The sequence below is a fragment of the Candidatus Leptovillus gracilis genome (assembly GCA_016716065.1).
Classification (GTDB): domain Bacteria; phylum Chloroflexota; class Anaerolineae; order Promineifilales; family Promineifilaceae; genus Leptovillus; species Leptovillus gracilis.
On sequence record JADJXA010000025.1, the window covers coordinates 335,578 to 357,225 of the forward strand.

Annotated in this window: 14 protein-coding genes; 9 read left to right on the top strand and 5 right to left on the bottom strand. The window is 51.6% G+C overall.

The annotated features are described in order from the left end of the window. Genes IPM39_27555 through IPM39_27580 form a run of 6 tightly spaced genes read left to right on the top strand, consistent with a single transcriptional unit; the run spans position 1 to position 11,636 of the window. On the top strand, positions 1-882 hold the full coding sequence (locus tag IPM39_27555; GenBank protein ID MBK8989773.1) for a hypothetical protein: 882 nt from the start codon (positions 1-3) through the stop codon (positions 880-882). 4 nt (positions 883-886) lie between these two features. Beyond that, positions 887-4,099: an ATP-binding protein gene (locus IPM39_27560; GenBank protein ID MBK8989774.1), complete on the top strand. Its 3,213-nt coding sequence runs from the start codon at positions 887-889 to the stop codon at positions 4,097-4,099. Further along, positions 4,096-4,785, top strand: a complete 690-nt coding sequence (locus IPM39_27565; GenBank protein MBK8989775.1) for a hypothetical protein — start codon at positions 4,096-4,098, stop codon at positions 4,783-4,785. Before IPM39_27560 ends, IPM39_27565 begins: the two co-directional genes overlap by 4 nt. Continuing rightward, positions 4,785-9,380 carry a DEAD/DEAH box helicase gene (locus tag IPM39_27570; protein MBK8989776.1) on the top strand — a complete coding sequence of 1,532 codons (4,596 nt, stop codon included), beginning with the start codon at positions 4,785-4,787 and terminating at the stop codon, positions 9,378-9,380. Before IPM39_27565 ends, IPM39_27570 begins: the two co-directional genes overlap by 1 nt. 16 nt (positions 9,381-9,396) lie before the next feature. Further along, complete coding sequence (locus IPM39_27575) at positions 9,397-9,894, top strand: hypothetical protein (protein MBK8989777.1); 498 nt, start codon at positions 9,397-9,399, stop codon at positions 9,892-9,894. Further along, on the top strand, positions 9,891-11,636 hold the full coding sequence (locus IPM39_27580) for a hypothetical protein (GenBank protein ID MBK8989778.1): 1,746 nt from the start codon (positions 9,891-9,893) through the stop codon (positions 11,634-11,636). Before IPM39_27575 ends, IPM39_27580 begins: the two co-directional genes overlap by 4 nt. A 35-nt stretch (positions 11,637-11,671) precedes the next feature. Here the strand turns inward: IPM39_27580 and IPM39_27585 are convergent, their stop codons facing one another. From IPM39_27585 to IPM39_27595, 3 genes are all read right to left on the bottom strand, one after another. Continuing rightward, positions 11,672-11,866 (bottom strand): hypothetical protein, encoded by a 195-nt coding sequence (locus tag IPM39_27585; protein ID MBK8989779.1) that lies wholly within the window; start codon positions 11,864-11,866, stop codon positions 11,672-11,674. Beyond that, complete coding sequence (locus IPM39_27590; GenBank protein MBK8989780.1) at positions 11,863-14,220, bottom strand: hypothetical protein; 2,358 nt, start codon at positions 14,218-14,220, stop codon at positions 11,863-11,865. The genes IPM39_27585 and IPM39_27590 overlap by 4 nt, the downstream gene beginning before the upstream one ends. Positions 14,221-14,303: 83 nt before the next feature. After that, the gene (locus IPM39_27595) at positions 14,304-15,074 is read right to left on the bottom strand and encodes a hypothetical protein (GenBank protein ID MBK8989781.1); all 771 of its coding nucleotides are present in this window, start codon (positions 15,072-15,074) and stop codon (positions 14,304-14,306) included. Positions 15,075-15,168: 94 nt separating this feature from the next. On the opposite strand from IPM39_27595, the gene IPM39_27600 reads away from it, so the two are divergent. From IPM39_27600 to IPM39_27610, 3 genes are all read left to right on the top strand, one after another. Beyond that, positions 15,169-16,068, top strand: a complete 900-nt coding sequence (locus tag IPM39_27600) for a hypothetical protein (protein ID MBK8989782.1) — start codon at positions 15,169-15,171, stop codon at positions 16,066-16,068. Between the two features lie 220 nt (positions 16,069-16,288). Beyond that, a complete protein-coding gene (gene queC, locus IPM39_27605; protein ID MBK8989783.1) occupies positions 16,289-16,957 on the top strand; it encodes a 7-cyano-7-deazaguanine synthase QueC in 669 nt (222 codons plus the stop codon). Positions 16,958-17,081: 124 nt separating this feature from the next. After that, positions 17,082-17,594, top strand: a complete 513-nt coding sequence (locus tag IPM39_27610) for a VUT family protein (GenBank protein MBK8989784.1) — start codon at positions 17,082-17,084, stop codon at positions 17,592-17,594. Positions 17,595-17,702: 108 nt separating this feature from the next. Here IPM39_27610 and IPM39_27615 read toward each other — a convergent pair whose 3' ends face one another. Both IPM39_27615 and IPM39_27620 read right to left on the bottom strand, forming a co-directional pair. Continuing rightward, positions 17,703-18,008: a hypothetical protein gene (locus IPM39_27615; protein ID MBK8989785.1), complete on the bottom strand. Its 306-nt coding sequence runs from the start codon at positions 18,006-18,008 to the stop codon at positions 17,703-17,705. Between the two features lie 393 nt (positions 18,009-18,401). Next, entirely contained in the window at positions 18,402-21,602 is a 3,201-nt protein-coding gene (locus IPM39_27620) for an SUMF1/EgtB/PvdO family nonheme iron enzyme (GenBank protein MBK8989786.1), read from the bottom strand. Positions 21,603-21,648: the final 46 nt, after the last annotated feature.

Here is a 21,648-nt window from a genome sequence, read left to right on the forward strand (position 1 = left end):
ATGGAAATCATTAACAACAACCAAGTTACTCCCCATCGCTTACACGCTCTGGCGCGTCTAGTATCTCGATTGCGAACGCCAAGTCGAGATGACTTTTTGGAGATGTTGCAGCCTCCTGATTTGGTGAACAGTCAAGAAGCAAGTAAAGCTGTTTATAACGCCGCCACAAATTTCCGGGTCATTGTGGAAGATGAAAACGGCCGTGTCTCCCTCCACCCCGACATTGGCAAACGCAAAAACATTGAATCAACAGATGGTTTTCGCACCTTCATGCAAAAGCGACTCACAGGCATTGCCGATGAGAATGCCGACAACTACCTAATCAATTTCGTAACAGCCTGGTACGCGGTGCAAAACGAACGCATCTTTCAGTACCGGAAAAAGGATGAGATTTCGCAAAACTTTAACAGAGACATGGACCCTCGCGGTGAAGAAGAGCTACTAGAGGAAGGGCGTCTATTCAACTCCACAAAATTAATCGGCTGGCTCACGTGGGCATCATTCTTGGGCTGGGGTTGGACCATGACAATCGGTGGCAAAGAGTTGCTGATGCCCGACGCCCATAAGCGGCTCATCCCTGTCCTGCCATTATTACTGCCAGATTCCAAAGAAACGCCTTTCAGCCAATTCGCCGAACGATTAGCTGATAGTTGCCCAGAACTGGACGGCGGTAGTTTGTTTGAAAAATGTTGGCAATCCAGTCGCGGCGCCGAACTGAGAGGTAATCAATTAAGCCTTATGCTGTCCACCGGTCTGAGATCGCTCCATGATAACGGCAAAATCCGGTTAATTCATTACGCCGACAGCGCAGACGAATGGCAACTTTACCCGGCGCAAGCTCACCCACTTCAGCGCGTGACGCACATCCAACGGAGGGCTTAAGGCAATGAGTACATCTCCATTTACTCGCTACGTTTGCTGGGACAAACAGCCTCTCAACAAAGTCATCAACACAGAAGCTGTTTCTATAGACAGAGCTATTTTCTTAGCCACCCATACCCCCTTTAACAACATCACTTATCTCAAATCGCCAAGGCAGATCAAAGATACCAGTGAAACGCAACTACTGGAAGAACTTCTCCACAGAAGCGATAATGACGAACACACCTTTGTCGTCATGCAAGGTATACAGGGTACAGGCAAATCCCACCTTATTCGTTGGCTAAAAGAACGCTATGCTGCCGAAAGTCAGGAAAGGCATCTTAACGATGTGGTTTTACTCATCGAGCGGGCCAACAGCAGCTTACGACAAACCCTGTCACAAATTGTTCGGTCGCGTCTTTTTGATGCTGAACGCTTTGCTAACCAGATCAAAAAATTGGAAAGCGCTACTCAACAGCTATCCGACGAGTCCCTGTCCGATACTATCCTCCATTATTTGGAGGTTGCCACAAGGGAAGTAGACGTTCCCGCGCCGCGCCGCATCGCAGGTAAAGTGGGCGAATTCTTACGAAATGGCTTCATTCGTCAGCACTTGAAGCAGAAAGGGGCTGCAATTGAACGTGTTAGACTATTTCTTTCTGGAAAAGGAGACACCATTGGCTTGTCCGAGCATGAATTCCCCAAGTTCAATGCTACAGACTTCGACTTCCCTCCTGATGTTAAACGCAAAATTCTTATTGAAGGCGGACACCGCGATGCAAGAGATTTGGCAGAAACGCTTTCTCTCAAACCTGGCAAACAACAAGAGTTGGCTGATTATCTAAACCAGCTACTACCTTTTGCGATTGAGCGCACAACAGCCTTATCGGCCAATGATCTCAAACAGATGTTTTATGACCTGCGCCGCGAATTAAAACAGCAGGGCAAAAACTTAGTCTTATTTATCGAAGATATTTCCGTTTTCACTGGACTTGACGCTGGATTGGTAGATGTATTAGTCACCCAGCACACAGGGGAAGGAGGGCGCGATTATTGCCGACTAACATCTGTGGTGGGCATTACCGATGCCTATTTCAAAGATAGTTTCCCCGGTAATATCAAAGATCGCGTCACCCACCACCTGACACTTAACATCGGTGATGGAGAAAAAGAATCTCTTTTGCTTAAGAGTCAGGAAGCAGTAGCAGATATTGCATCTCGTTATCTGAATGCGCTACGTTTGTACCCGCACCAAATTGAAGAATGGGTCAAGTTAGGAGCAAGACCGTCAGAATTGCCGAATGCTTGCCAATCCTGTGCGCATCGTCCTATCTGTCATGCCGCCTTCGGAGCCAGGCCATTAAGTTCCGTCCATGATGAAGGTTCGGAAGCGGGCCTTTATCCATTTAACAAGCAATCACTTTGGACATTGTATCAACGGCTAGACACAACTAAAGTAGCCAAAACACCGCGCACCTTCCTGGGCAGTATTCTGGAATATATTCTGCAAAGCCATGGCGCAAAAGTAAAAGAGGGCCAATTCCCTCCCCCGGCTCGTGAATTGTCCAATGCAGTTAGGCCACCAACATTAACACAAGATGCCCAACGCCGTATGATTACCAGGCAAACTCCGTCAACGGCCGTTGCTGACCGCATTGAGTCACTTATCTTGTTTTGGGGAGATCGGACAATTAACCGCAGCGCGGAAAGTGGAGAAACGGCCGTAGGAAACCTAAGCGAACCCGTATTCCGCGCTTTTGACTTGCCTTTCATTGAGGGTGATGTTATCGCCAATCCACCCCATAGATTCCCCACGCCCATACAACCTAAAACTGTTAGCACACCCACCGTTCAAATCGGAGCGATCCATCCCGCCACAGTAACGTCAGTTGAACCGAAACCCATTGCTATAGAACAATCTCCGGTTGACCCCATCATCCAAGATATTCAAGAATGGCGTCGGGGGAGTGAGCTGGTTCGCTACAGCGACTTATCTAAGTGGTTGGCGAACTTCGTCAAAGAGTTCATTGATTGGGAGGCGCATAACGTCTCGCCAACCTTGGTTGACACTAAAGTAACTGGTGGGCGCTTTGTCATTGAAGGGCAGAAAGGACGCGCCCAAGGCGACTATCTGGTTTTTAAGCGAAGCGATGATCTCGCCTTTGTGCTACAAGCCTTAACCGATCTAAATCAACGGGCTAACGTTTTAAGTGCGACTGAAATTGGGGGACATCTTATCACGCTGAGTAATTGGATGGAGAAGGAAGAGGCGCGGATTGTAGAGTTTGTGCAACGGCCGTTGGCTAATTTAGAATCGCCTCGCTCGCTATTGGAACTATTAGTCCACACCAACCTGTTCATCTCCTGCCTGGGTGAAGAGTTCGCCACCAGCAAGGACAGCCCGCGCGATCTTTATCTGCGCCTGATGAAAAGTTCCGCCAGGCGAAATTCCTGGCAAACAGTGATGAACAAATCACCCTATCCCCGCTCAAAAGAGTGGCGCGATCTTATGCGTGGTTTACAGACCGTTGAAGCTGATTGTCGCGGGCAGTTGGAGATATTGGTCAATCGGCCTCAAGGCGGCAGTCGCTACATCACATTCATAGACGCCGCCAGCGTTCTAGACATTATCTCGGACATTAAAAAAGAGGGTTGGGATATTCCTCAGCTAGACCTACAAGAAGTTGCCAAAGTTAATAACAAAGTCTGGCAACCAGTTGCTACTGCCTATAACAAGTTACAGTCAAGTTTCGCCCCAACCGCTCTGGCCGAGACGCAACATATCCAGACCGTTTCCGGCAAATTGCTAGATTTCCTCGCCGGGGCAACTCCGGCTGACGTATTCCAGGCTATCGAAAATCTATTCCAAAGTTTCCGTGATAACGCGATTTCTATTTCGTTATCACGCTTTTCCGTGAATGAGGCGCTTACACCGGGCAAGCTGACCAATCGGTTAAAAAGCCTACAGGCGATTCTTGATAGCGAAAACATCGAAGCTCTCATTCTCTCCCTCTCTGGTGCGGGCGAGTTATTACAAGAAAGCGCCGCCTACGTTGATTACTTTGAGCGATTCGTAAAAGTTGCCCGTGAAGAGGAGACAAAATTAGGAGGCCATGTTGCTAGTTTGGAGAGGGAAAGTCAGGGAGACGACCTGTATCAGCAAATGCTGGATCAATACGATAAGCTAAATCAATTGCTTACCTCTACAACTCAAACTGAGGGGGAAACGAGGCCATGATAATTACCCTTACCGATAATATTCAAACCCAAATCAATCGCCGGAAAGAACTAGAACAACGCCGCGATAACAGGAAGGATATTGACGCCTCGTATCAAAGGCTCACAGAAATTAGTAAACTACTGCAAGAAACCTTAGCCAGCTTTCACCTCATCCAATCTCGGCTTACGAATGACCAGATAACTGAATCTATAAGGCAATTGCAGAACATCCAAAATAAGCTCAAAGAGTCCTACGAAAAGTTTGCTATTGAATATCGCCAAGTTCAAAAACTTATCGCAGTAGAAAAACTGGTGCAAGAGCTACAGGGTTTTCTTACCCGCGCTTGGGCGAGCTATGTCATGGCGCAAACACAGCCTCATTTCAATCTGCTGAATTTAGTTGAGAAACTACCAGAGGTGACTGTACAAGGCAGCCTAATTGCTCCTATACGGCAAAGACTTGAATCAGCATCGAGCCAATTACCGCGGAGAGAATTCCACCTTGCCCAATTCGATGCAGATCTGCAAGCGTTACAAAACAGTCTCGCAGACTTAAGCGGCTTGAGCGCAGAAGTCACCGAATTTTTGCGCCGAATACAAAAAGGTACCGCTACCATTACCGACCTTACAGATGAAGTGTTAGCCTGGTGCCGAGAAAATGAGCGCGCCAGGGCGTTTAAGATAAGTTTTGGGCAAGCCAAGTAATGAACCACTCCGATTTCAACCACCTCTGTAATGAAGTTCTCTCGCTGATTGAGTTGGAAGAGACCAAACTGCTTGGTTGGGGCTTTGTCAACATTCGCGTGGATTTACGCCGCGACTTGTTGGATATGTTGAGCAAGTTGCCGGCAACGGCCGTTGCCCTATGGAACAAAGCGCAACAAACCAACTATACCGAGCAAGACATTATCGAGAACCTAATCGAACGGCGTCTGTTATTTGAAGTGCCAGACGGCTACCGTAGCCGCTTTGCCGAAACGGTGCGCCTCCTATTTTTGCTCAGACAACGCTTTTCTAACGATGATTGGCAAGTGGCGCCGCACTTGGTCAGCGATTTCAAGCTAAAACTGCAACCGCGCCGCTATCCCCGACGCAATATCACCCTTGAACAGCTTAGGGAGGCGCTAAAACCTCTTCGCCCCTCCCAATTATTCGAGGATAGCATTGCGACCTTGTTGCAAGGAACATCCACACAGTCTTTACAACTATCACAATTTCAGCTTGACGCAATCATTCAGCAAATCCGCAACTTGCAAGCAAATAATGATCAAGCATTGGTAATTGGGGCAGGCACAGGAGCCGGTAAAACCAAAGCATTTTATCTGCCCGCTTTGGCTTATATCGCTGAAAACATTCAATCAGACTATGCTACAACACAAGTGCTGGCTCTCTATCCCCGAACGGAACTGCTCAAAGACCAGTTGGCAGAAGCTTTTTCCGAAGCGCGTAAGCTCGATAGTTTGTTGAGCAAAGCCGGTAAGCGACAAATTAGCCTTGGCGCTTATTATGGCGACACACCCTCAAGAGCCGCTGATTTCTCCAGCCCACACAAGCCGAATGGCTGGAAGCAGGCAGATGATTTACGAGGCTGGATTTGCCCTTATTTCACCTGCCCTAACGAGTTATGCAATCATGCAGAGATGATTTGGCTTCAACAAGACATAGATCGTGAAGCAGTGGCTAACAGGTCGAATACATTCGGTGAACACACGCGCTTGCAATGTCGTAAAGAATGCGGCTTTGAAACAGATGCCGGTCAGCTTATGCTAACCCGCGAGCAGATGATAAAACACCCACCTGACATCTTGTTTACCACCACGGAGATGCTCAATCGTCGCTTGAGTCGTGTCGCGGAACATAGCCTGTTTGGAGTCAACGCCAACAATCCGCCGCGCCTCGTTTTATTAGATGAAATTCATACCTATGAGGGGATTAGCGGCGCTCAAGTTGCCTACCTGCTACGTCGCTGGCGGCAGGCAAGAGGTACTCACGGGCCTCAGCGCAGTCTTTGTTTGGTCGGCTTATCGGCAACTTTGACGCAGGCGGAAACATTTTTTGCCAAATTGGTTGGACTGCCAGCAAGGAGTGTGCAATATATTGAGCCGCATGAAAACGACCTCATTACGGAGGGAATGGAGTACAACATTGTTTTGCGAGGTGATCCGGTCTCTGGCACAAGTTTGCTGTCAACATCGGTGCAAACGGCAATGCTCTTAGGTCGCGCATTGGACAATGGAGATAACCCTGTTTCGCAAGGGGCGTTTGGCTCTAAAACATTTGCTTTCACGGATAAGCTGGATGTCATCAACCGCTGGTATTACATTCAGTATGACGCAGAATACAACAAGAGATTGAGCCGTTGGCGCAAATTGCCCGAACCGCCTGACAATCAAAGAAGAGAGAGAATGGATTTAGGTCAGATATGGCCCATGTCGGAGCGAATCGGGCATGATCTAGAGGTTGCGCTTCGTCTGGGCAGGACAACTTCCCAAGATCGGGGTTTCAACACGGATGCGGAGCTAGTGATTGCGACAAGTACCTTGGAGGTGGGTTTTAATGATCCAAACGTCGGCGCGGTAATCCAACACAAAGCGCCACGTAGTATGGCTTCTTTTTTACAGCGGAAGGGGCGCGCTGGTCGTCAACGCGGGATGCGTCCGTGGCTGGCGTTGGTGGTTTCCGCTTACGGCCGTGATCGCTGGGCATTTCAACACGCAGAAGAGGTCTTTGATCCCCGTTTAGCAACCATCCATCTGCCATTGGAAAATTACTACGTGCAAAAAATACAGGCGGCATTTGCTCTGTTAGACTGGTTGGCGCTTGTGTTGAAAAAACAAGGGTTTGACGCCGACGTGTGGAAGTCACTAAGCAGCGCCCCCTACAGCAGCTCCAGTTGGTTCAGCGGTCAGCGAAAGGCAATGGCAGCTATCCTGCGCGATTTGCTAAACGGCAAACGGTTGGAGGAATTCACCGCCTATTTAACGCAGGCTTTGGTACTGCAACATGATGAAACGGCCGTTACCTCCATCCTCTGGGGCGAACCACGATCTCTCCTTTATCACGTCATCCCCACCATCTTGCGCCAGCTAGAGACAGATTGGCAAGCCATCAACAGGGGCAACCCTCAAAAGTGGGCCGACAACATTGCCGCCATGCCCTTACCCGCTTTTGTGCCATCAGCTCTTTTTAACGATCTGAATGTTCCAGAAGTACAAATCTTCGTTCCCACAGAGCGGTGGCAGAGTGATGAAACACGGGAAGAAATGTTGGGATTAGCTCAATCGCTTATAGAATTCGCGCCTGGTCGAGCGAATAAGCGCTTTGCTCTCACCCATCACGCCGATCTTGCTCACTGGTTGCAGATACCTGATCCTGCTCCCGATGCGCCTCATAATCTCAACATTCATGCCCTCAAAGCAGAATTTGATCCAGTTCCATCATCAATCACGGTCTCCGATACGTCATACCTCGTCTATCGCCCGCGAGCGTATCATCTGAATGCTGTACCGGACGATGTGCGGACGACCAGCTATAGCCAGTTGCAATGGCTGTCTCATTTTCAACCGCGATCAATCTCCACCAATGCCAACCAGTCAGCTTTGGCCGCCCAACGTCAGGCTCTTGCCGTTTTCTCGTCTAACTCCCAGTGGCAGCGCTTTTTTTACAAAGTTGAGTCATTCACACAATCCAGTGGCGAGTGGGTTGAAGTTGCCCGTTTAGCGGTAGGGGTTCAGGTAGATACGCGCTATAAAAACGGCTCTTCATCTCGTTACACGCTCCAGTTTAGCAATGGTCAGGGAATGCTTGCAGCAATTGGATTTAGCGTGGCCGCTGACGCGCTTAAATTCAGCTTTTACCCACTAGATGTTTCCGCGTTATTCGCGCATCCACGTTGGCCCACCCTCTACCAAAATCTATCGCCTCACTATTTTCTACACCTGTTACAACAGGATCAGCGGGTAAGTAACCTGAGTAGTTTTGAGATTGAGTGGCTATGGCAGATTGAACTATCTATGCTAACGACCGTTGCCATCTCCCGCTCCTGTTCTTTACCTGAAGCCGCGCAAGAAGTGCAAGAGAATCGCCACGCTCTAGCCAATCATGCCCTTAATATCATCTTTCAAAGTCAGGCTATAGACGAAATAGGCGATTCCATCATGACCGGCAAATTGCATAAGCAATTGCTGGATCATCAAGTAAATCCTGACGTTCAGGCCGCTTTATCCGCTGCGGCGACGGCGCTGTGGCACCCCAACCAACAGGATTTAGCAGAATGGCTGTCTGGCTGTTATGCCTCTTCATTGGGCGCAGTTTTGTTTACGGCCGTTATCCAACTATTGCCCGATATTGAACCAAACGACCTCCATATGGACATCGCCGGCGGTTGCATCTGGATTTCCGAAGCTATCACCGGCGGCGTTGGACTAATCTCTAAAATCGTTACCGCAATTACGCAACATCCACGCCAGTTTGAGTTACAGCTATTAGACACCCTCGCCCATTGTCGCCGGAGCCAGCTTGCCCAGCAATTACGCGCAGTTGTCCAGCTTATACAAGAACAAAACCCCGAATTAGAAGCTGTTTTCGCGCAAGTTCGCCAAGAAAGCGACCTGTCCAGTCTGACAAACGCACAAAAGAGATTAACGCATATCTTGGAAGCGCATGGCATTCCGCCCACACGCCAACTTTTTGTCGCCCTGAATAATAAAATCCTACGGGCGAATTCCGATGCAGATACCGACAAACTGATCGCTGATCTGGCGCATCATTGGGAGGCTGAAGAGAATCGCTTGGGAATTGCCATAGACTTGCGTGTGATCGCTGTGGCCGGTTATCAAATTCCCACAATACAGGAGCAAGTCAAGAAAGTGCTCAACCGGATTGGCGGCGGTCAGCCCGTTCAAGATGAGACCCAAGTTTTCAATTTGCTCCAATCATTGCTCTGGCTAAATTGTGTAGATAGTTGCCCCGATTGCATCCAGACATGGAACCCGTATCAACCCCAAATACGGCCGTCGCGTGATCTGCTCACGCTTTTACTGGCGCCATATGGGCAGACCATCCTATACGGTGACGCCTACTGGGAGAGCCAACTACAAAAAGCATTGGTAGCAGAGTATCAGGCCGAACTCCTTTGTGAACAGGCAGAGTTAGCCGAATGTAAAATTGCTCTGTTGCACGCCTTGACGCAGCCCATTGATATAGGCTTTCAAAGTTTTTACCCTGTTATCGAAAGTATTAGACAAGATAAACAGCAATGGCGATTCCATCTAATCATCCGCGAATTGGTGGGAGAATAAATCAATGTCTAATCGCATGATCAAATCAGCCACCCGCAAAAATTCTTTACAGCTAACCGATTGCCTCAGCTCACTGTTTATGCTGGAATTGGCGCTGCCCAGCCAACAGTTTTATTTGTTCTCGCCATGGATAAGTGATGTCGCTCTAGTAGATAACCGCTTTGGCCAAGTCAGGTCAATTGTCCCTAACCTTGAAGAGCGTCAATTACCCCTCTCTACGCTGCTAAACGCAATGGCTTCGCGGGGAACGGCCGTTTACATTGTTTGCCGCCCCTCTTACGAGCGAACAGAAACGTTTTTGCGAAAATTATTGGTAGATATTCAGGTCAGGCAGGTGGAAACTCTGCACGAAAAAGGATTAATCACCGATCATTTTTATCTGCGCGGCTCCATGAACTTCACCTATTCAGGTATTCACATCAACGATGAACATATCGAGCTAACCACAGACACAGAACAGGTTGCTCGCGCCTTGTTGGAAGCGCGACACCGATGGGAAACTCTTGGAAAATGACCACTGTAACCTTTGCCAACCCTGATCAATACGCCTTTGCTCAGGAGTTTGTCCGTCCTCTTGTTAATCAGGGCATTCGCGCCATGGGCGATCCTCATCAGCTAACGCTGACCACAGATCACGCCGCCGTTAACCTGCTGTTTCAGCGTCTGGCGAAAACAAATGCCGCCATATTGCCTTACTTGGGAAATCGTTCGGATCAATGGTTGCTAGTTGGGCAAGACCGTCGCGCCCTGGATGAAATGTTGGCGCGTGTGACCGCCTTTGTCATTCCTTCTTACGCTGAATTTGGCGATGGGGCACGCTTTGCCGAACTTTCTCTCTTTGACCCGCAAAAGAACATACTGAACCAATTGGGAGCGCAACTGTACAATCTTGGTTACTACAAGTGGGAGTCGTCCCCGAGGTACCGCGAAACAATTCTTGCCCGGCTATCACTGTGGCTCAAGTTGGAAGAAATCGAACCGTCCCTTGAACTGCCTCCTCAGTATGGGTACCGGGACCTGTATCAACTATTTACGCAAGCATTGAGTGTTAAAAACTGGCCGACGGCCGCAAATGTTTTGTCTGAGATGCGCCGGCTCAATCTGACAACCGCCGAAAACCTGCAATTCTTGCATGTTCAATGGTTAGCTGAACAACAAAGATGGCAAGACATTTGGGATGATCCAGATTTTGCAATGCTCGCCAGGTTAAGAATGCCCCGCGATGTACGGTCGGCCATGTTGACCACTTTCCATCATGTGAACCTGCTGGCTTTAGAACGAGCGGGGCAATGGGAAACGGCCGTTGCCATCTTCCAAGAGATGCAAGGGCGTTTAGGTACATTACTGGTAGGACGATTTGGCGTTGCGCAAGCTCCCGTTCTGCGCGTTTTTGGTTATCAGGCACTACTCAACAACGATGCCACCACATTAGAAAGTCTCCTAGCTGAGGCTTCAGATTTAGAGACGATTCACTGCCTCAACCAGTTAAAAAGCCGGCTGACCCCATCAGACGCCAAAACGAAAGTTCTCACTCAAGACCCCTTACAACAAGCCATCCTGGCTTTAAAAGCAAATGATTACGACACCGTTATTCAAGCAATAAAAGCTATTGACGACATAACCGCCCGGGTTTTGTTGGCTATTGAAATCGCCTATCACAGCCGTGATGATCTGCTAATACAAGAAGCATGGACTATTTACCAGAGCCTTTCCCCAGAGCAGAAACAAGCGCTCATGGTCAACGGCCGTTATGTGGGTATTTACCTCGATTTCTTGCGGGAAAGTAGTACCGATCAACCAAAATCCATATGGGCCACAGAAGTAAAGAAAGCACGGGACGCCGCCTGGGATGGCGTGTGTGAAGTTGAATATTATCTGAGGCGTTTGGTTGAAGACCGGTATGCCAAGAAATTTGGAGATGTCTGGGAGTCTCGCGTTAACCCTGAATTACGCGAGAGATGGGCAGGCACACAAACTAAAGACGAAAAAACCTTCGCCCGCTATGGAATGCGAAAATCTTCACTGTTGGACTACACTTACATGGGTGATTTGGTCGGGTTAATCAACAATCAGTGGCCACTCTTTGAAGATATTTTGGGCGCAGGCAAGGCAGCCAAACAAGAGTTTACACGGGTGACAGAAGCGGTAATTCGTGTCCGAAACCCTCTGGCGCACAACAGGGATGTGCCTCTCAATGAATTACGCCGGGCTGATGTTTACTGTGCTGATTTGCTAATGCTTCTCAGGGGGCCATGATTTCCTATTTGGGCAAAATCTTAAATAATAGTCGTCTACTCAAACGGCCGTACCATCTCAATCTCATACACTTCCGCTAAAGAAACGTCTATCTCATCCAGTGCCTTCTGAACATCGCGTGTTATCAACGCCACTGTATCGGGCGCCAATGTCACGTCAACTTCCTGCCCCTCCATTAACTCAAGCACGACGTGCAAAACCTTGTCTGGATTTGTATCAGCCTGTTTCATGTTTCTCGCTCCTTGTAAGATCCTTCTTCTGTTTCAACCAGATGCAGACGTAAGGCGGTGTACACATCAGGCACTAACATCCGTATCTCTTCCTGTACTTCAGGAGACACTTCCGTCAAAGCCACGCTCTCACCACGTCGCCAGGCATCAACCACCCGACTTGTGCGATCTGATAAGGTTGTAGACCCCGCCTGTTCACATTGCTCGATATAACGCTGGACCTGGCTCAATACGTTGGCTAACGGCCGTCCCTCCAGCAAATAATCCTTGTCTATTTCTGACACATCCATCTGGGCCAATCTGGAAAACCACGTCTCATAAGGTACGTCTTTCAACAATTGCCCAATGAGAACACTATCGTAAAACCCCTGACGCAACTCGAAAAAATCATCGAACAGAAACTGAAATGCCTGCCAGCTCCTGTCACTGATTTGTTCATGCCGCCACCGATAACGCTGATGCGTGTCATTGACCCAACACCAGAAATCAGCAGGAAAACCTGGTAAACGGTAGGCTCCTTCGCCTTTGACAACCAGGGCAAATGTTTGCAATACTAACGCCAGCAGCTCCACCTTCATACCCAACTGAGTCTCAAGATCAAGCCTTACACGTTGGCGATAGTTGTCTGCTGTCATTTGCAAAGAGACAAGCTCTTTGGCCGTCGCCAATTGTTCTTGTAACTTTTTCGTTTCACTGCCGGTCGCTGTTCCGTACCGGCATAAGTCGAAAGCTATCATGCCAATATCGCGCGTTAGCGCGATGCCATCCTGTGCTTCATCTACTCCTTCCAGATAAATGGGCAGGCGCACATCCAGATACGTTTTGCGCCAGCGTAGCGCGCCACGCGGCTTGGCTACATGCTCCCGATATATCCAGTCAATGGGCTGCACAGTGCGCAGCCAACGTGCCGCACCCTGACGCAAGGACCGCAGCATCTGCCGGTTGACCGACTTGCCCAGAAGCCAGTCTCTAACAACCATCTGGCTTTCGTCCTCAATGATCAGGCTGCTCGTTGCTTCGCGGGGCTGGTAAAAACGAATGAGAGGCTCAACGGGAATTGCCCTTTGTTCTGCGGTAATGGCGAAGGCCAGCAGCAGAGTTCCCGGCAGAGCAATCAGATTATCACTGTCTGGCTCCAACAAAGGTCCGTAAAACTCGCACAAACGCGCCAGACGACTGTCTTCCACTCTGGCGATATATTCCGGCCGAGCGAAATCTACCAGCACATCCAACGGGTCTTCACCCGTGGTAGTGCGCCGCAATATCTCGTGCAGATACCGAACAAAATACCGTACTTTCCCTTTACCCGCAGGCAAAGCGCGGTAAATGCGCACCAGCGCTTCCCGCGTGAATGGGAAATAGGGCAGGCCCGGTACAGTGTTGTCATTCATCTCTGTCAGATAGCGAGATGCAAACTCATCACAGTTTGCTTCGGTTAAGACGTAAGACTCCTTGCCCGTTTCATCTGACAACCACATTTTCCCGACACGGTCATCTATCGTGTCCAGATGGCTGATGCGCTGCAACAATCCGCGGCCGCGCAAGCTATCTTCAAACGCGGCTGGCGTTAGCCCTAAAACAACGTCCCAGTTACCTGCTTCCAACGTCAGGAGGTAATCCAGTAGATCAGTGGCAAAGATATTAAGGGATTGCACCAAATCGTCCACCAGCAAAAGAGGCCGCTGTCCCTGTTCTGCCTGACAATGATACGAAATACGCTGCATCGTTTCAGCCAGCGATAGACCTTCCAGCAGATGGTCACGAAAAGCGGTGGTCAATTGATGACGGAACTGTTCGTAAGCTACCGGAACGGGCAGGGATGTTTCTCGAAGAATAGCCGACCAGGTTTCCTGACCAATCAGCTCCACGCCCATAGACTCGTCTATATCTCCTGGTTCAAACGCCAGGATTCTGTCTACGTGTGGTTGCAGCGCATTCAGCAAGCGGTAGAAAAGAGCGTTGATCAGGTCATCCGAATCGAGAAGGTTCTCCAGAGCGAACAAGAGAATCATTTTAGTGACCGTGCGCGATTTCTGCCGAGCGGCACTCCAGCGCTGTGTCGTCGTTTCGTTGAGAAACTGATTGGGCAACAAAGTCAGGAAACGATTGACGATGCTAAGAACATCTAGCTCATGGCGCGAAATACGCACCATTACCTGGCCCCGCTGCGGTTCTTCCTGGAGGATGCGCGTCTCTAGCCATTTAATCAGCTCCGATTTTCCCGATCCCGGGGCGCCGTACAACACCCAGATGCGGTTGCCCAAACCATTCTGTTGCCCCAGAACACGCCGCAGTAACGCATCCTCTGTCAACATTTCGAGATGGCCGTTAGGCTGATAGCTGCGCATGGTCATGGGATAGTGGGTGCGCAAAAAGAGATCGGCGCCCAATAAATACCGTTGGTCGGCAGTGGGCGCAAAGATAGATAGGTTACTACTCAAGCCCCACCCCCGTTGCAAAGAAGATAACGTAACCGCTGTTCCGCGAAATAGGGCTTGTTGGGTGCATCCTGATAAGGGCGCATTAAGATGTTTCGCTGCTGATGTAAGTACCACAACGGCTGACCAACTGCGTGCGCCAGGTTGCCGGTTTGTGTCTGGTGGGGTAAATAGCCCGCCAGGTGCTCTTCCAAAAAGTCCTGGATAAACCCCTCGCGTCTATCCCACACGACGAGAATTTCTTGTAACAGGGTGGGGGAATAAACGCATTGAAACCCATCGCCGATGCGTCGCCCTATACCCAGGTAAGCCATTACTCGTTTCCAGGAACGGATTTTTTCCTGACTGAGACCGCCTAACTCAGCGACAGGTCGCAACTTGTTCGCCTCGGTGTGAACGTCACTCACGTACAGATGATTCGGTTTGATAAAAAGCTCTTGTAGCAGCAGCAAGTACAACGAATCTAATTCGTGGTTAGGCGTGATTTTTCGACTGGCAAGCGCCTGCAAACGAGCAATCACGGTTAACCGGAAGGAGGTTGTTGGCCTTTCCGGTTCCCCCAGACAAAACCCATCGCGGTCTTCGATCAGAAAAGCGGCGACGAGAAAGGAGAGAGCGTCGTCAATGCTTTGGGGTGAAACAGCTCGCTTGTCTTTATAGTCTGGAAGACAGGCCTGATAAATCGCCTGGCGCGAGACCGGCTTCGTATTCTGAGCCACAAAGGTGTAGACGACTTCCAGTTCTGGACCGGATACAGGACGAAATAGCATGATCTCTCCAGGTTAGCGAACCATTGACGCAGATCGCTACGTGTGCTAGTTTACACAGTGGTTAACGTGTTCGCAATAAAGAACAAGATGTGACATGGACTTCTACGTAAGTTGGTATCCCGGAGATCCCCTTTATCCCGTCTACGATCCAGATTGCGCCTTACTGGTGAGTATTACGTCGGTGGCTCAAGACTGGACAATTGATCGTCTGGCAACGCTTCCGCGCCGACTGCTGATAGATAGCGGTGGTTACCGCTTTGCGATTGCCCCTGACGATGCTTTATCACCCAAGCAAGTGCTACAAAGGCAACTGGCGCTGCTGAACGGGGCGACAATTCCGACGATCATCTGCGCTCGTGATTATCCCCTACTCGACAAATCTATCAGCCCCAATGAGCGGGATAAAAGTATTACCCAAACAATAGCCTTTGCTTATGAGCTAAAGACTCTTATTAACCAGAATGGACTGGAACACCACGTTACACCGATGGCCGTTATCCAGGGCAATGATGAGGATTCATTGGCTTACTGTGCCAGAGAGTTGCAGGCTATCGGCTTTCCCTTGTACGGGATAGGTTCACTGGCGGAGTTACGAAAGCACAACCTGATTATGGAACGAGTGAAGGTTGTGGCCAACATCATTGGCCCGGAGAAGCTGCACATCTTTGGTATCGGCGCAGTGCAAACAGCGCAGACTTTCCAGAAAATGGGTATCCACTCCCTTGATTCTTCACGACCGGCTAAAGCCGCCGCTTACAATGAGGTTCTTTACAGTAATCCCTATCGTCGTTTTGGGATTTTGGAACCTCCGTCAATTCCGCTAAAAGGTCGCATTGCGCCGCATAAACGATTAAGCGCTCCTTTGCACTGCCACTGCCCCATATGCCAGGAAGATGCAACACGGATATTGGGTGTCGGCAAGCGTAGCCATATCCGCGACCGGGCCTTGCACAACTATTACCATCTCAAAAAGGCTTTTCTTAGCCAAAACTAAGTCCCTGCCATTCGTCCATCTCACTGTTACTGCTATAATCAGTTTCATGCCGGTGGCAGAAAAGGGTTACACGACCCGTACCCGGCTTACCAAAACTGCGGTATTTTGTGCCCCGTTTCCTTTCTACCGCAACAAAGTCTTGGCTTGTCACAATGCCTGCTGCTGCTCCGGCAGTTGTCACGCAGTGGCAAGCGTCAGCACGACAAGGAAGTGAACAAATATGATAGATTCAGTCGTCATTGTCAGTGGGGGAATGGACAGCGTGACCCTGCTGCACTATTTGATCAAAATAGAAAAGCGTAACCCGGCGGTAATCACCTTTGGTTACGGACAAAAACATGACAAGGAAATTGAGTACGCCAGGGCACAGGCAACCGCGCTTGGTTGCGAGAACCATCTGGTGCTAGATTTAGCGCTGCTGCGTCCGCTCTTTGCCAACTCGGCATTGGTATCACTGGAAACGGCCGTGCCCAACATCCAGGATGTTCTTGGCGATCCACAGCCACCAACCTATGTCCCTAACCGCAACATGATTTTCCTGGCTCTTGCTGCTGCTTTCGCTGAAACGCAAGACGTCAGCGATATTTTTTATGGCGCACAACGCCACGATGTATACGGATATTGGGATACGACTCCTCAATTCCTGGAGCAATTGAACCAGGTTTATAAACTCAATCGCCGAACGCCGGTGACAATCCTTGCTCCTTTCGTTCAGTATTCCAAAGCAGATATTTTGCGTCAGGGTCTCGAAATGGGTGTGGATTACGGCCTCACCTGGTCTTGTTACGAAGGGCGCGAGATGGCTTGCGGCCAATGTCCCACTTGCGCCGAAAGACTCAAAGCCTTTGAGGAAATGGGCCTGATGGACCCCTTGCCTTATGCAGTATGATGGCGCGCCTTTTGGCAAGAGTGTCCCGATTGTGATGTGCTTGATGATTGCCTGACAGCAGCAGTGATCTGGACACTCTCAACTTAGCGAAGCAAACCGAAACATAATTCTGAAGGAGAAAGGTATGATTTACGTTGTCATGTATCTGGTGGCGATTGTTCTGGCGAATTTGACGGTGGCCGCTTTTGGCCCCAACATGGTCATCATCAATGCTTTTCTGTTCATCGGGTTGGATCTGACAGCGCGAGACCGGCTACATGATGCCTGGCGGGGCAATCGTTTATTCGTGAAGATGGCTGCTTTAATCGCCGTCGGATCCCTACTGTCCTGGGTACTCAATCGTAACGCAGGACAGATTGCGCTGGCTTCATTCGTTGCTTTTGCCGCCGCCGCTACGGTAGACGCTGTCGTCTATCATGTGTTGGGCAAATACCCTCGTTGGTTGCGTATCAATGGCAGTAATATTCCCAGCGCTCTGGTTGATTCGTTGGTCTTTCCTACTTTGGCGTTTGGCGCTTTTCTGCCGTCTATTGTTTTGGGCCAGTTCATTGCCAAGGTGCTTGGAGGATTTGTATGGTCTCTGGTTTTTCGGTGGACAGAGCAGCGGACAATGGCTAAAGCCAAACAGCCAAGTTAATATAACCAACAGGGCTTGAGGGCTGCAATCCATCATCTGCCTGTTTTCCTATCGCCAACGATGAAATAGCGTATCCTGGTAAACGGCCGTTTGTCTTCAACTCCTTTACTAAACCGCCGATTTTGACCCGATGTACATCATAATTTGCTGCATCAGTTCCACCCAGGAAACTCCATTCACCGTCACTTTTGAAATCGGCCATAGGAAACGCGGCGCCCAGTGACGCCGGGAATGGGTCGGGATGTCAATGATGATGTGCAAAGCCCAGGCTCCAAGCACGCGACGTGGCAAACGGCCGTTTCGCCAATAGATAAACCAGGCCACCAGGACGAGCAAAGGCAGGCTATGGAAGACGTGATGCCCTCCTTCCATCCAGGTAGGCGGATCCGGCCATTCTTGAGTTTTTAATGCCAATCCTAACTGACCCCGCCTTATTACCCAGGCGGGATACGTCAGGTAGAACGGCGCGTCGGGCAAGACACCAGCCAGGAGTACAATTGGCTCTCGCCCAAAAACTTTTGCGGTAACTATAAGGTGAGTCAAGGGATCCATGACTGCCTTTTTCCATTTGTCTCGTTGTCGCCAAGCGGTACGTCAGCGTCTGGTCGGGCCAAACAATCCGCCTGGTGTGCTTTCGTCCATAAACCGGGCGGAGTGAAGGTCGTTTCATTCTGCCCGGAAAAGGGCAACGGCCGTTTCCATCCTTTCATAGGTGTAACCATGGGCTCCCAATCCAAACAAAGTTGGTGGAACGTGCTACCGCGCGAGAAGAGGGCGGGCGCGTTTGCAGCAAACGACCCCTACCGGTCACCCGCCGGGAACACTGGTCAGTGGCCTTGATGAGATGGCCACCACCACCCGAAAACCGAGATAGGCGGCTCGGAGGTCTGGGTTAAGGTTGTAGCGGAAGGCCGCGCGCGCGAGGTCCGGGCCGCGGTGCCACGAACCGCCGCGCAACACGCGGGAGTCCCGGCTTTGGTCTACGCCATCCGCTTCCGGTTCGCCATATTTGTTCCGACACCATTCCCATACATTGCCGCTCAGGTCATATAGTTCCAACGCCTCATTTTTACCGGATGGATACAAGCCAACGGCCGTTGGCTGCCCAATCCTCCCCTCGTCTATGTTCGCCCAGTCTGTGTTAAAGCGGCTGCCCCAGGGGTAAAAACGGCCGTCAGGATACCTTGCCGCCGCTTCCCACTCAAACTCATGCGGCAGACGAATGTCCATCTCTAGCTTATCGCTCAGCCAGCGGCAAAAGGCCACCGCCTGATACCAGCTTACCGTCTCGCGGGGATGATTGGCGTAAGGAAATTCGGGTTCAGAAAACTGTCGTTCGTCATCGGGCATACCATCCCACCACTTCGGTTCATCCCGGTCGGGCGCATCCACAAAGCATTTAAACTGGGCGTTGGTGATGGGATAACGCGCCAAACAAATATCATGCGGGATGGTCACTTGCTGCTGTGTAAGGCTCACATAAGCCTCTTCGTCCCCTCCGATTGTGTAGCGCCCGGCTTCCAGCCAATTTCCCCAGGCAATGTCCGGTAGCTTTACCTCGCCGCGCTCCACCACGCCTACACCGGGGCGGGTATCTTCAAGCCAGCGCCCCAAGGCGTGGCCGGCTTGGGCCCGATGCGCTGGTTTCAGGCTGCTTTCGGCCACCAACGCCGCCTCCAGCCAAGCACGCCCGCCCGCTTCCACCAGCACAAAAGGATGTTCCACCTCCTTGCCACGCACAAAACGCATGAAGTTGGTTTCATGAATGGTCTGCGCCGCCAGAACAGCGCAAAACAACTGCCATTCGGACACATCCGACCGCGGCTGCCCGGCCGTCAGCCGCTCCACCAGCGATTTCACCCGGTAAGCGTCGGCGCGTGCCTGCCCCGCCGCCAGCAAGAAAATTTCCCGCCACCAGGCGGTATCACGCTGTAACCGCCTGTACAGCCCCTCCACCGGGTCATCTGGCAGCGACCAGACGTGGGCCGCCGCCAGATACTCCTGAAACGTGCGGTGAGGGAAGACGTAGGTGAAATGCTCTCTGGCTTGCAGCAGCCCAGATCGCTGTTGGATGTAGTCCGTCACTTCTTTGGCCCGGTCGTAGCTGCCCACCAAGGGCAGCAATCCCTCCCACAATTCGTCACGGCCAATGTCGGCGGCCTGTTCATCCCGGTTGCGCTGCCCTTCCTGCCGCTCGTGGGCGGCGAAGGCGATCGCTTCCAACACGCTGCGCACCTCTTCCCGCCGCAAATCCAGGCGGGCGATGATGCCGGGTTCCACCTGCCGCGAACCATCCGGTCGCCGCACCAGTCGGTTTTCCCAATGGGAAAGGAGCAGATTGATGGCCCGGTCGTACAGGTCGGCGCGGTTTTCCGGCAGGTCTCCATATCGGCCATGTACTTGGGCCATCAGGGTGAGCAGCAGCGGGTATTGACCCAATTCGCGCAAATGGGGCTTCGCCAGCACCGCGTCGGCCAGCCGTTTCGCCTCTTGCGCCTGCTGCGGCAAGTCCCACTTCTGGCGCGGGCCGGTGACGCGATACCACGTTTCCGTAAACTGCCGGATTTGCCCCTCCTTGAACAAGGCCAGGTCAATCACCGGAAATTGTGCTTCTGGCAGCCGCCAGGCGTCGTCTTTTTTGTAGGCATACTCGCGGCAGGTCACGATGACCTTGCAGGTGTCCAGCGGCCCGGCGAAGTCGGCGATGGTTTGTTTGATCAGGCTGCGACGGCCGTCTACCACGCTCTCCGGCACTTCATCCAGGCCATCAAAGAAGATGACGCCACCATCCGCCAGCAGTTTTTCTTTGACAGAACTGTACGCCTCCCGGCAGCCCCAATCGGGGAAGAGCTTTTCTTCCAGGTAGCGCCAGACCAGCCCGGCTTTGGTGTCGGGCTGGTTGTCGCCTACAGTGTCGGCCAGCCAGGCGGCAAAGCGGCGCAGGACGATGCGCACCGGCAGCAGCGGCGTCTCCGGCCAATCCGGCAGAGCGGTGGGGCCACCGGCAAGGCGCTGCCGCGCCAGGGTGGTTGCCAGGTAGTTGACCAGGGTGCTTTTGCCGCCGCCGGGATAGCCGAGGATGACAACTCGTGGCAAAGCGCCGGTGACGGAAACGGCCGTGAGAGGCTGTGTCTCTTTTTCTTCTTTGGGGGAACGGCCGTGCGCTGTCTCGTCGGGGAATCTTCGCAGCGCCTCGGCCACCGTCTGGCCGGGCGCGCGCCGGATCACCTGCGTCCCCCACGCCGCGTACAGGGTGGTGAACACATCGGTCAGCCGCACCTCGCCGCCCTCGTCATCCAGGAAACGCTCATCCACTTCCGCCAGGTCCAGCCGGTTGCACTGGTCAATCAGGGTTTTCAGATAAGCCGTCTCCCAGGTCTGCTTTTCGGCGCGGCCGCCCCACTGAAACACGGTTTGCTGCTGGATGATCTGCGGCCCGCTGACCACATTTTCGGCCACGATCCGGCCGGCCTGGATGCCTACGTGTTGGCCGGGTGAGGCTTGCAGCGCTGCCACCATTTGCCGCATCAAGACCACCATCTGCTGCTGCAAAGCGGTTTGCGCCCAGCCTTGATGCACCTGGATGATGGGTTGCAGCGCGGTTTCAGCCGCGGCCGTTTCCAGAAAGGCGGCTTCAAAGGCGGCCACCGCTTCGGGGAAGCGCAGGCCGGGCAGCGTCTCCGGGTCGTAGCCGGCCGCCTCGAATAACTCTTGCAGATCAGCCACCGACAACCGCTGCACGCTGACCAGCCGTGCCACCTCTTTGGCCACGTCGGCCTGGCCGAAGAAGTCGGTGAAGATGTCGCTGAGCAGCGCCGTCTGTTCCGGTTCATCCTGGCTGGCCCGGCTGACCATGCCCAGGATGCCCGCCTGCACACAGCGCTGCAAAGCTCGCGCTGTCTCGTCGCCCGGCCATTTGTCGGCCATGCGCCGCGCCACTTTGGTGATGATCGGGGCGCTCAGTTCGGCGGCCAGGTTGCTTAAATAATCGGCGGTGAATGCGTCCATCGGTGTTCCTGCCGTAATCCGTGTTCCGTGTTCCGTATACCGTATG